This window comes from Corynebacterium sp. LK2537 (assembly GCF_040946485.1).
In the GTDB taxonomy this organism is placed as follows: Bacteria; Actinomycetota; Actinomycetes; order Mycobacteriales; family Mycobacteriaceae; genus Corynebacterium.
Genome location: NZ_JAYWLQ010000002.1, coordinates 412,882 through 425,523, shown reverse-complemented (window position 1 = coordinate 425,523; position 12,642 = coordinate 412,882). Strand labels below are relative to the sequence as shown.

The following is a 12,642-nucleotide window of genomic DNA, read 5'->3' as shown; positions in this document are numbered from 1 at the left end:
TTGCAAAACCGTTCCGCGCTATTGTCTAGCGAAGTTCGTGTTTTGTAACTGGGGTTTAAATCTTAGACCAACTTTTAAACCAAAGTCAACCTGGAGTTTAACTCCCTGTCACCTGCTCTCGCGGCGACTCGGACTAATTTACACACCCCTTTAATTTTCCACAAATCCCCTGCTAGACAATAAAAACCCGCCACCAGGTGGTGACGGGTTAACTTTTGGCGCTGCCGGTTACTGCCTTCGGCGGGTTTTAGACGAACTTGGCGCCGGCGAAGTTCTTCTTGCCGCGGCGCAGAACCAACCATGCCCCGTGCAGCAGGTCGCTGTCGGACGGCTCCCACTCCGAGTCTTCGACTCGCTCGTTGTTGACGTAGGCGCCACCTTCCTTAATGGTGCGGCGGGCCGCGCCCTTCGAATCAGCCAGGCCGCTGGCGACCAGAAGATCCACGATGGTTCGGGGCTGGCCCGCCTCGATCTCGGCGACCTCGGTCTCGGACAGCGCGCCGCACAGGGTCTCCTCGTCCAGGTCCGTCAGGCTGGCCTTGCCGAACAGCGCCTGGGCAGCGAGCTCGACGGACTTCGTGGCTTCCTTTCCGTGGACCAGGTCGGTCATTTCCTGGGCCAACCGGCGCTGAGCCTCACGCTTGTACGGCTCGGTCTCTACCTTCTCCTGGTACTCGGCGATCTCGTCCTGGGTCAGGAAGGTGAACCAGCGCAGGTAGTCGATAACCACGGAGTCTCCAGCGTTCAGGAAGTACTGGTACCAGGAGTACGGGGAGGTCTTCTCCGCGTCTAGCCAGAGCTTGCCGCCACCGGTGGACTTGCCGAACTTCTGACCGCTGGCATCGGTGACCAGCGGCACGGTCAGGCCGTGCACCTTGGCGCCGTCGACGCGGCGGTTCAGGTCCACACCGGAAACGATGTTGCCCCACTGGTCGCCGCCGCCAATCTGCAGAACGCAGTCGTAGTTGCGGCGCAGCTGCACGTAGTCGTTGGACTGCAGCAGCATGTAGGAGAACTCGGTGTAGGAAATGCCGTCGGCCTCCAGGCGGCGCTTGACGGTGTCGCGATCCAGCATCGTGTTCAGCGAGAAGTTCTTGCCCACGTCGCGGAGGAAGTCGATGACGGACATGTTCATCGTCCAGTCAGCGTTGTTGACCAGGGTTGCGGCGTTCTCGCCGTCGAAGTCGACGAAACGACGCAGCTGGCCCTTAATTGCTTCGAGGTTCTTCTCGATAACGTCCTCGGAGAGCATGGAACGCTCCCCGACGTCGCGCGGATCGCCGATGAAGCCGGTAGCGCCACCAGCCAGAGCTAGCGGGTGGTGGCCGGCTTCCTGGAAGCGGCGCAGCATGATCATCGGGACCAAGTGGCCGGCGTGCAGGGAGTCACCGGTCGGGTCGAAGCCGCAGTACAGGGTGATGGGCTGCTCGCAGGCCTCGCGCAGGGCCTCAAGATCCGTGGACTGGTTGATCAGCCCGCGCCATTGCAACTCATCGATGATATTCATGAAAATCGTCGTCCTTCTAGTAGATCTCTTCTTAGTTTTGGTTTCGGGGCGCCCCTGGAACTGGGCCTAGGCCGGCCATTTCTTGGCCTCGTCGGCCAGCATGACCGGGATGCCGTCTTCGATGGGATAGGCGATCCCCAAGCGCTTGTTTACTAGGACCTGCTGGTCCTCGATATACTCCAGCGGGCCTTTGTCCTGCGGACAAACCAAAATGTCTAGGAGGGCGGGGTCACAACTCATGGCCCTCATCGTACCCGTTGCGCTTCCACCCTGCGGCCTTGGCCCCGCCCTTTCCGGCGGCGAGTCCTCCGCTGCGGTCGCCGGTGGAGGCTTCGGACGCGACAAAGCCCCGCTTCCCCATCGGTACGAGGCCGCGGGGAGGCGGGGCGAAGGCAATTGCGCACGTGGTTTAGCCGCGTGCGCTGTGGGCTAGATCAGGGAGGGAACGTTCGCCACGAGGGAGAACAGATCCTTCGGATCGTCCGGGTTGGCGATGATGTCGATGTCGGTCTCCAGCTCGGTGCCCTTGACCGCGTCGCGGACGTAGCGCAGCGCGGAGAAGTCGTTGATGGCGAATCCCACGTCGTCGAAGAGCGTGATCTGCTCGTCGTCGTCGCGGCCGGTCGCCTGGCCCGTCAGGACCTGGTAGAACTCCGTGACGGGGAAGTCCTCCGGCATCTGCTGGATCTCGCCCTCGATGCGGGTCTGCTCCGGGAACTCGACGAAGACCTTGGACTTGTCCAGGATGGAGGCCTCCAGCTCGGTCTTGCCCGGGCAGTCGCCGCCGACGGCGTTGAGGTGCACGCCTGGGGCGACGTGGCGCTCGGCCAGAATCTGGTTCTGAGCCTTGTCCGCGGTGCAGGTGGTGATAATGTCAGCGCCCAGCACGGCCTCGTCGACGCTGTTGCAGGCGGTGATGTTGAAGCCCAGCGGCTCCAGGTTGCGCTTGAACTTCTCGACGGCATCCGGGTCGATGTCGTAGATGGTGATGTCCTCGATGCCCAGTACGCCGCGGAAGCCCAGCGCCTGGAATTCGGACTGCGAACCGGCGCCCACCATGGCCATGCGCTTGGAATCCTTGCGGGCCAGGTACTTGGCCACCATCGCGGAGGTCGCGGCCGTGCGCAGGGCGGTCAGCAGGGTCATCTCGGCCTCGAAGGTCGGGTAACCGTTGTCCACGTCGGCAAGCACGCCGAAGGCGGTCACGGTCTGGAAGCCGCGGGCCGGGTTGGACGGGTGGCCGTTGACGAACTTGAAGGCGTACTCCTCGCCGTCGGAGGTCGGCATGAGCTCGATGACGCCGAACGGGGTGTGGGAGGCCACGCGCGGGATCTTGTCGAAGCGCTCCCAACGGCGGTAATCGCTCTCCAAGTACTCGACCATGCCGGTAATGATGTTTTCTACGCCGTCGCGCTGGATCCAGCGCGCCATGTTCTCAACGTCGACGAATTTGACCATAGTTTCTTAATCTTCCTTCCTTTTACTAACGATGTCGCTTCCCCAAGCGCCGGGGTGTATCCCAGCGCTCAGCCATAGCCGTTAGAGATCTTACTTACTTTCGATCGCGCGGGTGCAGGTCCGACTGCGGGGCAGCCGGGAAGCTAGAGGTCGGCAGGTGCTTGGCGCGGCGCTCATCGGCAATGGCCCGGATGCGGTCGCGCCAGGCGAACCACATCACCATGAAGACCGGGATGAGCAGGATGGAGGCGCCCAGCGCGTAAGTGCCGATTGGGTAGTCGAAGGCCATCAGGACGATGACCACGGCGATGAAGACCAGGGTGGCCCAGTCCCCGACCGCGCCGAAGGGCGAGCGATACTCCGGCCGCGTGTAGCGCCCGCTCTTAGACAGCCGCACGAACTTCAGGTGCGCCAGGGCGATAGCTGCCCACGATGCCAGCGTGCCCAGCGCCGCCAGGTTCAGCACGATTTCGAAGGCCGCCTCCGGAACAATGAAGTTCAGGAACACGCCCGCCAGGCCCACGAAGGCCGCCATAACGATGCCGCCGTAGGGCACGCCCGACTTAGACATCCGGGCACCGAACTTCGGACCGGAGCCAGCGGTCGACATGTTGTACATGATGCGCCCGGTCGAGTACAGACCGGCGTTCAGCGAGGAGATCGCCGCGGTGATGACCACCAGCTGGAAGATCGGGGCCGCGGCCGCGATACCCAGGGACTCGAAGAAGGTCACGAACGGCGAGACGTTCGCGATGTACTCGGTGTACGGCAGGACCAGGGTCAGCAGCAGCACGGAGCCGAAGTAGAAGACCAGGATGCGGAACAGGACGTTGTTGACCGCCCGCGGGATATGCTTCTCGACGTCCTTAGTCTCACCACTGGTGGTACCGACCAGCTCGATGCCGGCGTAGGCGAAGACCACGCCCTGGATGACGATGACGGCCGGGATGAAGCCGTTCGGCAGCCAGCCGCCGGCGTCAGAAATCAGGCTAAACCCGGTCGGGTCGCCGCTCGGGTGGCCGAAGATGACCACGCCGATGGCCACCAGCATGAAGATGAGCAGGGCGACGACCTTGATCATGGAGAACCAGTACTCCAGCTCGCCGAAAATCTTGACCGACATCATGTTGAACAGCAGGATGCCGCCGATGACCAGCAGGGCCAGCACCCACTGCGGGATGTCTTCGATCCAGTGGGTGTACTGGGAGAACCACTTGATGTAGAGGGCCACGGCCGTGGCGTCGGCCACCAGCGTCATGGCCCAGTTGCCCCAGTAGAGCCAGCCGGTCACGAACGCCGTCTTCTCGCCGTAGAACTCACGGGCATAAGACACGAACGAGCCGGAGCTCGGGCGGTAGACGATGAGCTCGCCGAGCGAGCGCAGGATGACGTAGCCGAACATACCGCAAATGAGGTAGAGCACGGCCAAGGAGGGGCCGGCTTGTTCGAGGCGCGCACCGGTGCCCAGAAGGAGGCCGGTGCCGATAGCGGAGCCAATGGCAATCATCTGGAGCTGGCGGTTGCCCATCCCCTGTTGCAAGCCATGGTCCTCGGAGGCGTAGACGTTGCGTTCTGCCTCGTGGGGGGCTGACTCGGAGCCCGTTGGATTGGTTGTCATAGGTTGGCTTTCTAAATCTGTCCACGATTAAGTAGCACGGATCACATCCGCTTGAGTGAACTGTAGTACACACTTCAAAGATGTGTGACTGGCAGCACCTTCGCTAGTCTCGTTTTTCAGACTGTCCCCGGAGACACCCCCACCACCACAGAAAACAGAACGCCGTACGGTGAGAACCACTAGCCCCGAAAGAGGTAGCCCTGCCCCACCGATGCAAAAACCGGCGCGGCCTTGTCGCCTCACCACAGGAGGCAACGAAACCGCGCCGGTTCGTTAATGGTGGCTATGCCAGCTAGCCGGTGCTATTTCTGGGCGCCGGGAATCACCGGAGTCTCCGCCCAGGTCTTCGCCTGAGAATTGCGCTGGGCGACCAGCTCGCGTTGCTCCGCCACGCGCACACCCGCGGTGCCGCCCTTGGTAGAGCGGGAGGCAACCGCGCCGTCGATGGTCAGCACCTCGCGCACCTCCGGGGTGAGCGCCTCGTGGACCCCCGCCAACTCCGCGTCGGTGAGATCGATGAGATCGACGCCGCGTTCCTCGGCGATCCGCACGCACTCGCCGGAGGCCTCGTGCGCCTGGCGGAAGGGCACGCCCTGGCGCACCATCCACTCGGCCAGGTCGGTGGCGAGCGTAAACCCGCGCGGGGCCAGCTCGCGCATCCGGTCCTCGTGGAAGACCAGGGTGCTGACCAGGCCCGTCATCGCCGGCAGCAGCAGGTTGAGCTGGGCGACCGAGTCCACGATCGGCTCCTTATCCTCCTGCAGGTCCCGGTTGTAGGCCAGCGGCTGCGCCTTGAGCGTGGCCAGCAGGCCCGTCAGGTTACCGATGAGACGGCCGGTCTTGCCGCGGGTCAGCTCCGGAACGTCCGGGTTCTTCTTCTGCGGCATAATCGACGAGCCCGTCGACCAGGCGTCATCCAGGCTGACGTAGCCGTATTCCGGCGTGCACCAGTAGATGATCTCCTCGGCCAGGCGCGACATGTCGATGGCCGTCTGCGTGAGAACGTAGGCGGTCTCCGCGGCAAAGTCGCGCGAGGCGGTAGCGTCCAGGGAGTTCTCCGCCGCGGCGTCGAAACCGAGTTTCTCGGCGATGGCCTCCGGGTCCAGCGCCAGCGAGGAGCCCGCCAGGGCACCGGAGCCGTAAGGCGAGATAGCCAGTCGCTTGTCCAGGTCCTGGAAGCGCTCGATATCGCGCAGCAGCGGCTGAGCGTGGGCCAGCAGCTCGTGCGCCAGCAGGATGGGCTGGGCGGCCTGCGAGTGCGTCTTGCCCGGCATGATGGCCTCCGGGTGCGCGCCCGCCTGCTCGACCAGCGCGTCGATCAGCTCGGTGATCTGCGCCGTGATGTCGCGGATGGCGTCGCGGACCCACATGCGGAACAGGGTCGCAACCTGGTCGTTGCGGGAGCGGCCCGCGCGCAGCCGGCCGCCCACCTCGGGGCCAACGCGCTCGATGAGCCCGCGCTCCATGGCGCCGTGGACGTCCTCGTCGTGGGCGTTCGGCGTGAACTCGCCGGAGGCGACGTCCTTACCTAGCTGCTGGAGACCAGCAATCATGGTCTCGAAGTCGGCATCGCTGAGCAGGCCGGCCTTGTGCAGGACGCGGGCGTGGGCCTGGGAGGCCAGCACGTCGTAGGGCGCCAGGACCCAGTCGAAGTGGGTGGACACGCTGAGGGCAAACATCGCCTCAGAGGGACCGCCGGAGAACCGGCCGCCCCAGAGGGCGCCCTCGTTCGTCTTGTGCGGCTGCATCTACTTCGCCCCCGTGCGGAAGCCGCCGTCCCGGTCGCGCTGGTTGGAGATCTGCGTGGACAGGCCGTGCAGCTGCACGAAGCCCTTAGCCGCGGTCTGGTCGAAGGCGTCGCCGGTGTCGTAGGTGGCCAGGTCGAAGTCGTACAGGGACTGGCCCGAGCGACGGCCGTTGACCACGATGGAACCGGCGTGCATGACCATGCGGATGTCGCCGGTGACGTTCTCCTGGGAGGACTGGATGAACTGGTCCAGCGCCTTCTTCAGCGGGGAGAACCAGAGGCCGTCGTAGACCTCCTCGGACCAGCGGGCATCGGTAAGCCGCTTGTAGCGAGCCAGTTCGCGCTCGACGGCCACGTCCTCCAGCGCCTCGTGCGCCTTGATCAGCGCGATAGCGCCCGGGGCCTCGTAGACCTCGCGGGACTTGATGCCCACCAGGCGGTCCTCGACCATGTCCAGGCGGCCGATGCCCTGGGCGCCGGCGCGCTGGTTCATCTGCTCGATGGCCTGCAGGACGGTCACCGGCTGGCCGTCGATGGCCACCGGCTTGCCCTTCTCGAAGGAGATAACGACCTCGTCGGGGGCGTTGCCCAGGCCCGGATCCTCGGTGTAGGCGTAGAGGTCCTTTGTCGGCGGGTTCCACAGATCCTCGAGGAAGCCGGTCTCGACGGCGCGACCCCAGACGTTCTGGTCGATGGAGAACGGCGAGGAGGCGGACTGCTCAATCGGCAGATCGATTTCCTCGGCGAAGGCGATGGCCTTATCGCGGGTCCAGGCGTAGTCACGAGCCGGGGCGATGATCTCCAGGGACGGATCCAGGGCGCGGAAGGAGACCTCGAAGCGCACCTGGTCGTTGCCCTTGCCGGTGCAACCGTGGGAGACGTGGGTGCCACCGTGCTCCTGGGCGGCCTCGACCAGGTGCTTGACGATGAGCGGGCGAGAGATAGCAGAAACCAGCGGGTACTGCTTCATGTACATGCCGTTGGCCTGGATGGTCGGCAGGCAGTACTCCTCAGCGAACTCGTCCTTGGCGTCGATGACGATGGACTCGACGGCGCCGCAGTCCAGGGCGCGCTGGCGGACCGACTCCGTGTCTTCCCCACCCTGGCCGAGATCCAGGGACACCGCGACGACGTCGCCGCCGGTCATCTTGGCCAGGTACGGGATGGCCACCGAGGTGTCCAGGCCGCCGGAATAGGCCAGCACTACGCGTGCACTCATTGCGAATCTTCTCCTTCTTGAGCACGGTTGTCTGCAATTAATTCATCTGGATAAATATTATACACCGGGAGCGCGGGGAACAAACTCCGCCACCCCGCGCCTCACCCCTGGCCCTAGTCTGCCAGGTCTACTCGCTCGTGGAGCTGCGCCCGGTCAGCCGCTCCCCCAGCTCCTTGCCGGCTAGCGGTTCGCGCGCCAGGACGAAGACCGTGTCGTCGCCAGCGATGCACCCGACGACGTCCGGCAGGCCCACGCGGTCGATGAAGCTGGCCAGGTACTGGGCCGCACCCGCCGGGGTGCGCAGCATGGCGATGTTGCCGGAGTGGTCGTGGGAGACCACCAGCTCGTCGACCATGCGGCGCAGCTTCTCCCGGGGCCCGTTGACCTGGTCATCGAAGTCCTCGTGCTCCCCGCCGACCTTGTAGAAGGAACGCCCGCCGTCGCGCTTGACCTTCTTAGCGCCCAGCTCGTCCAGGTCCCGCGACAGCGTCGCCTGGGTGATATCGATTCCCTCGTCCAGCAACAGATCGGAAAGTTGCACCTGGCTGGTCACCCGGGTCTTGCCCAGGATTTCCAGGATTTTGGCCTGACGCGCGTTCCGGGTACTCGGCACGGTCATGTATCTAGCTGTCCTTTCGTTCCAACAACCACGTCAGCAGCGCCTTCTGGGCGTGCATTCGGTTTTCGGCCTCGCCGATGACGCGGGACGCCGGCCCGTCGATCACCTCGGCGGTGACCTCGTTGCCGCGGTAGGCCGGCAGGCAGTGCAGGAAGATGGCGTCGTCGGCCGCGGCCGCCATGACGTCGTCATTGACCTGATACGGCAGGAACGGGGTGCGGCGGTCCTTGCCGTCGCCCTCCTGCCCCATGGAGACCCACGTATCCGTGATCACCACGTCGGCGCCGGCCCCGGCCGCAACGTCATCGCTGACAACGACGTTAGCACCGGTGGCCTCCGCCCGAGCGCGCGCCCGGTCAACGAAGCGCTGCTCCGGCTGGAACTGTGCCGGCGAGCAGATGGTGATGTCCATGCCGGCCGTGGCAAAGCCCAGCAGGTAGGAGTTGGCCATGTTGTTGGCGCCGTCGCCGTAGTAGACAGCCTTCTTCCCGCGGAGATTTTCTACCCCACCGAAGTTCTCGGCGCAGGTGAGCAAGTCGGCCAGGATCTGGCACGGGTGCAGGTCGTCCGAGAGGGCGTTAATCACCGGGACCGTGGCGGTTTCCACCATGTCCACCAGGTTCTGGTGGGCGAAGGTACGCCAGACGATGGCGGAGACGAACCGCGACATCACCGCGGCGGTGTCCTGGATGGACTCCCCCTTGCCGATCTGGGTCTCCGAGGTGTCCGAGACCACCGCGTGGCCGCCCAACTGCGGCACGCCGGCGCCGAAGGAAAAGCGCGTGCGCGTCGAGGTCTTATCGAATAGCACCGCGACGGTCTGCGGGCCCTCGAGGGGCCGGTAGCCGTACGGGTCCTTTTTCATCTCCAGCGCCAGGTTCAACACCTCGGCCTGCTCCTGGGGGCTCAGGTCGTCGTCGGCAAGGAAGTGCCGAAGCTTGGGGGCGGAAGTCATATCGTTCGTTGTCCTTTCGATGTATCTACGAATCTTATTTTATAGCGGTTGGTGCATAATCCGCAGGGATGGGCTCGCGGATGTTGCCGCTACTTGCTGAGCTCGCCCAGGATGGCGGCGATGTGCTTGACCGCGAAGTCGATGTCCGCGTCGGTCAGGACCAGCGGCGGGCACAGTCGCAGCACGTACTCGTTGGGGGCGTTGAGCAGCAGGCCGTGGTCGTAACCGGCCTGCACGGCCTTCTTCGCCAGCGGCTGGTTGAGCACGACGCCCAGCAAGAGGCCCTGGCCGCGGACGTAGTCCACCTGCTCCAGGGCGGAAAGGCCCTCGCGCAGGGCGGCTCCGGCGTCCTGGACCCGCTGGCAGAAGGCCTCGTCGACGTGGTCGATGACCACCTGGGCCGCGGCCGCGACCACGGGGTTGCCGCCGAAGGTCGTGCCGTGGGAGCCGGGCGTGAACAGCTCGGCCGCCTTGCCGCGGGCAATCGTCGCGCCCATCGGCAGGCCGCCGCCCAGCCCCTTGGCCAGGGTGATGACGTCGGGTTGGATGCCCGCCTGCTGGTGGCAGAAGAACGAGCCCGTGCGGCCGATGCCGGTCTGCACCTCGTCGATAACCAGCAGGATGCCGTGCTCGTCGCAGAGCGCGCGGGCGGCGCGCAGGAATTCCGGCGTGGCCGGGACCACGCCGACCTCGCCCTGGATGGGCTCCAGGATGATGGCGGCCGTATCGGCCGGGTCCTGCTCAACCAGGGTGCGCAGGTAGTCGATGTCGTTGTAGGTGAAAAACTCCACCCCGCCGGGCAGCGGGCGGAAGGCGCGCTGCTTGTCCGGCTGGCCCGTCAGCGCCAGCGAGCCCATGGTGCGGCCGTGGAAGCCACCGTGGGCGGCCAGGATCCGCCGGCGCCCGGTCAGGCGCGCGAGCTTGAAGGCGGCCTCGTTGGCCTCCGCGCCGGAGTTACAGAAGAAGACCCGGGCGCTGGAATCGCCCACCTTGTCCCGCAGGGCGGCCGCCACCTGGAGCGTCGGCTCGGAGGCGCACAGGTTGGACACGTGGCCTAGGCGGGCAACCTGCTCGCTCACCGCGGCGACGATGTCCGGATGGGCGTGCCCCAGCGCGTTGACGGCGATGCCCGCCACCAGATCCAGGTAGTCCTTCCCGGCGTCGTCGGTCACCCAGGCGCCCGACCCGCTGCGTAGGGTCAGCGGCGGGGTCCCGTAGTTGTTCATCATGACGTCATTCCACTGCGGAGTGGTGCTCATTTCGCGTCGTCCTTCCTAAAGACCGTTCCGGCCGGGTAATTGTTGATTTGGTAATCGTCGGGCAGCACCATCGTTCCGATGCCGCCCATGGTCATCAGCTCCAAGAGCACGGTGTGGGCCTGGCGGCCGTCGATGACGTGCGCGGCCTTCACCCCGCCTTCCACCGCCTTGAGGCAGGCTTCCATCTTGGGGATCATCCCGGAGTCCAGGTGCGGCAGCAGCTCGCGGAGCTGGCTGGCCTCGAGCTTCGAGACCAGCGAGTCCGGGTCCGGGTAGTCCGTGTAGAGGCCCTCGACGTTGGTCAGCATAATAAGGCGCTCCGCGCCCAGCCCGACAGCCAGCTCGCCGGCGGCGATGTCGGCGTTGATGTTGTAGACCTCCCCGCTATCGCCAGGGGCGATGGTCGAGACCACCGGGATGCGGCCGGCATCGATGATGTCGCGCACGGCCGCGGGGTTGACCTCGGTGATTTCGCCGACCAGGCCGACGTCGCAGCCCTTGCCGTCGATGGTGACCTCGCGGCGACGGGCCCGGAACAACCCGGCGTCCTCCCCCGACGTGCCCACCGCGTAGGGCCCGTGGGAGTTAATGAGGTTGACCAGCTCCCGGCCGACTTGGCCGAAGAGCACCATCCGCACTACCTCCATGACCTCCGGGGTGGTAACCCGGAAGCCGCCCCGGAATTCGCCGTGCAGGCCGACGCGTTCTAGCATCGCGTTGATCTGCGGGCCGCCGCCGTGGACGACCACGGGCTTGGCGCCCACAGTGCGCAGGAAGACCATGTCGGCGGCGAAGGCCTCCTTGAGCGCATCGTCGACCATGGCGTTGCCGCCGTATTTGACCACGACGATCTTGTCGCGGAAGTGTTTCAGCCACGGCAGCGCCTCCGCCAGGATCTGGGCCCGCTGCCCGTCGCTGAGCCGGTCCGTAGTGGGATTGTTCATTGCTCTTCTTTCTCCCCTAGTCCTTGTTCCTGCTTATCCGAAGCCGCTGCACCTAGGAGCTGTAGGCGGAGTTGATTTCGACGTAGGCGTGCGACAGGTCCGTCGTCCGCACCGTCGCCTGCCCCGCGCCGCCCGTGCCCAGGTCGACCTCGACGTCGATATCGGTGCCGCTGAGGTCCACTTCGCGGGCGGTCGGCGTGCCGGTGGTGTTCTCACAGACCGCATGGCCGTTGAAGCGCACGGCTATGCCGTCCGGGTCCATCGCCACCGGCGCCATGCCGACGGCGGCCAGCACCCGGCCCCAGTTCGGATCGGAGCCGAACATCGCGCACTTGAAGAGGTTGTCCCGGCCCAGGGTGCGCGCGGCTACCAGAGCGGCGGCATCGTCCTGGGCACCGGTGACCGTGATCTGCACGCGCTTGGTCACGCCCTCGGCATCGGACTGCATCTGCGCGGCGATCGCGGCGCAGACCTCGTGGATGGCGGCGTTGAGCTCTGCCTGGTCGGGGGTAATGCCCGCCCGGCCCGAGGCCAGGGCCACCACCGTGTCGTTGGTGGAGGTCGAACCGTCGATGTCCAGGGTGTTGAAGGTCTTCGGCATCGCCGCTTCCAGCGCGGTCTTAAGCTGCTCGGAGGTGACGTCGGCGTCCGTGGTGATAACGGCGAGCATCGTCGCCAGCGAGGGCGCCAGCATGCCCACGCCCTTGCCTATAGCACCCACGGACCAGCCCTCGCGCCGCGCCGAGGCCTGCTTAGGCACCGTGTCGGTCGTCATAATGGCCTGCGCGGCCTGCCCCGCGGCCTTAGCCGTCGCGCCCGCGCCCTGGGCTGCCTGAGCGCCCAGCTTGTCGATGCCACCGGCAACCACCGGCATATCCATCGGCTCGCCGATGATGCCGGTCGAGCACACCACGACCTCCTGCGGCGCCACCCCCAGGGCCTGCGCCGTGGCCTGGGCCATGGTCTCGGCGTCCTGGTCGCCTTGGGCGCCGTTGCAGGCGTTCGCGTTGCCGGAGTTGATCACCACGGCGCGTACGCTGCCGTCAGCGACGGCCTTCCGGCTGTATTTGACGGGTGCTGCCACGACCTGGTTCTGGGTAAAGACCGCGGCGGCCGCGCTGGACGGGCCCTCGTTGACGACCAGCGCCATATCGGGGTTGCCGGAGGGCTTAAGGCCGGCGGTCGCGGCATAAGCGCTAAACCCGGCCGGGGTCACGACGCCTAGTTCTTCCGGGGCGGCGTCAGGTCCTGGGGTGTGAGTCTGCATGGGGGTTCTCCTAAAAGGTGCTTGAAAGATGGGGCGAGGGTTAGTGGCG

The 12,642-nt window shown here is 65.6% G+C and carries 11 protein-coding genes; all 11 read right to left on the bottom strand.

What is annotated here, in order from left to right; translation table 11 throughout:
• Positions 1-247: 247 nt before the first annotated feature.
• Positions 248-1,507 carry a tyrosine--tRNA ligase gene (tyrS, locus tag VVS03_RS04830; RefSeq protein WP_368519780.1) on the bottom strand — a complete coding sequence of 420 codons (1,260 nt, stop codon included), beginning with the start codon at positions 1,505-1,507 and terminating at the stop codon, positions 248-250.
• Between the two features lie 66 nt (positions 1,508-1,573).
• Positions 1,574-1,747, bottom strand: a complete 174-nt coding sequence (locus VVS03_RS04825; RefSeq protein WP_070769337.1) for a Trm112 family protein — start codon at positions 1,745-1,747, stop codon at positions 1,574-1,576.
• A 189-nt stretch (positions 1,748-1,936) separates the two neighbouring features.
• Positions 1,937-2,965 (bottom strand): ornithine cyclodeaminase, encoded by a 1,029-nt coding sequence (locus VVS03_RS04820; protein ID WP_368519779.1) that lies wholly within the window; start codon positions 2,963-2,965, stop codon positions 1,937-1,939.
• Positions 2,966-3,059: 94 nt separating this feature from the next.
• Positions 3,060-4,583, bottom strand: a complete 1,524-nt coding sequence (locus VVS03_RS04815; RefSeq protein WP_409338171.1) for an amino acid permease — start codon at positions 4,581-4,583, stop codon at positions 3,060-3,062.
• Positions 4,584-4,885: 302 nt separating this feature from the next.
• A complete protein-coding gene (gene argH, locus VVS03_RS04810) occupies positions 4,886-6,331 on the bottom strand; it encodes an argininosuccinate lyase (RefSeq protein ID WP_368519778.1) in 1,446 nt (481 codons plus the stop codon).
• A complete protein-coding gene (locus VVS03_RS04805; RefSeq protein WP_368534067.1) occupies positions 6,332-7,549 on the bottom strand; it encodes an argininosuccinate synthase in 1,218 nt (405 codons plus the stop codon).
• Between the two features lie 127 nt (positions 7,550-7,676).
• Positions 7,677-8,168, bottom strand: a complete 492-nt coding sequence (locus VVS03_RS04800) for an arginine repressor (protein WP_368519776.1) — start codon at positions 8,166-8,168, stop codon at positions 7,677-7,679.
• Positions 8,169-8,172: 4 nt separating this feature from the next.
• Positions 8,173-9,123: an ornithine carbamoyltransferase gene (gene argF / locus VVS03_RS04795; protein ID WP_368521101.1), complete on the bottom strand. Its 951-nt coding sequence runs from the start codon at positions 9,121-9,123 to the stop codon at positions 8,173-8,175.
• An 89-nt stretch (positions 9,124-9,212) separates the two neighbouring features.
• Positions 9,213-10,382: an acetylornithine transaminase gene (locus tag VVS03_RS04790; protein WP_368519774.1), complete on the bottom strand. Its 1,170-nt coding sequence runs from the start codon at positions 10,380-10,382 to the stop codon at positions 9,213-9,215.
• On the bottom strand, positions 10,379-11,326 hold the full coding sequence (gene argB, locus VVS03_RS04785; protein WP_368519773.1) for an acetylglutamate kinase: 948 nt from the start codon (positions 11,324-11,326) through the stop codon (positions 10,379-10,381). The genes VVS03_RS04790 and argB overlap by 4 nt, the downstream gene beginning before the upstream one ends.
• A gap of 52 nt (positions 11,327-11,378) precedes the next feature.
• Positions 11,379-12,593, bottom strand: coding sequence for a bifunctional glutamate N-acetyltransferase/amino-acid acetyltransferase ArgJ (gene argJ, locus VVS03_RS04780; protein WP_368519772.1), 1,215 nt, complete (start codon positions 12,591-12,593; stop codon positions 11,379-11,381).
• Between the last annotated feature and the right edge of the window lie 49 nt (positions 12,594-12,642).

Bases quoted from the DNA above. Each gene is read 5' to 3' on its own strand.
- tyrS (WP_368519780.1), bottom strand. From the start codon at position 1,507: ATGAATATCATCGATGAGTTGCAATGGCGCGGGCTGATCAACCAGTCC.
- VVS03_RS04825 (WP_070769337.1), bottom strand. From the start codon at position 1,747: ATGAGTTGTGACCCCGCCCTCCTAGACATTTTGGTTTGTCCGCAGGAC.
- VVS03_RS04820 (WP_368519779.1), bottom strand. From the start codon at position 2,965: ATGGTCAAATTCGTCGACGTTGAGAACATGGCGCGCTGGATCCAGCGC.
- VVS03_RS04815 (WP_409338171.1), bottom strand. From the start codon at position 4,583: ATGACAACCAATCCAACGGGCTCCGAGTCAGCCCCCCACGAGGCAGAA.
- argH (WP_368519778.1), bottom strand. From the start codon at position 6,331: ATGCAGCCGCACAAGACGAACGAGGGCGCCCTCTGGGGCGGCCGGTTC.
- VVS03_RS04805 (WP_368534067.1), bottom strand. From the start codon at position 7,549: ATGAGTGCACGCGTAGTGCTGGCCTATTCCGGCGGCCTGGACACCTCG.
- VVS03_RS04800 (WP_368519776.1), bottom strand. From the start codon at position 8,168: ATGACCGTGCCGAGTACCCGGAACGCGCGTCAGGCCAAAATCCTGGAA.
- argF (WP_368521101.1), bottom strand. From the start codon at position 9,123: ATGACTTCCGCCCCCAAGCTTCGGCACTTCCTTGCCGACGACGACCTG.
- VVS03_RS04790 (WP_368519774.1), bottom strand. From the start codon at position 10,382: ATGAGCACCACTCCGCAGTGGAATGACGTCATGATGAACAACTACGGG.
- argB (WP_368519773.1), bottom strand. From the start codon at position 11,326: ATGAACAATCCCACTACGGACCGGCTCAGCGACGGGCAGCGGGCCCAG.
- argJ (WP_368519772.1), bottom strand. From the start codon at position 12,593: ATGCAGACTCACACCCCAGGACCTGACGCCGCCCCGGAAGAACTAGGC.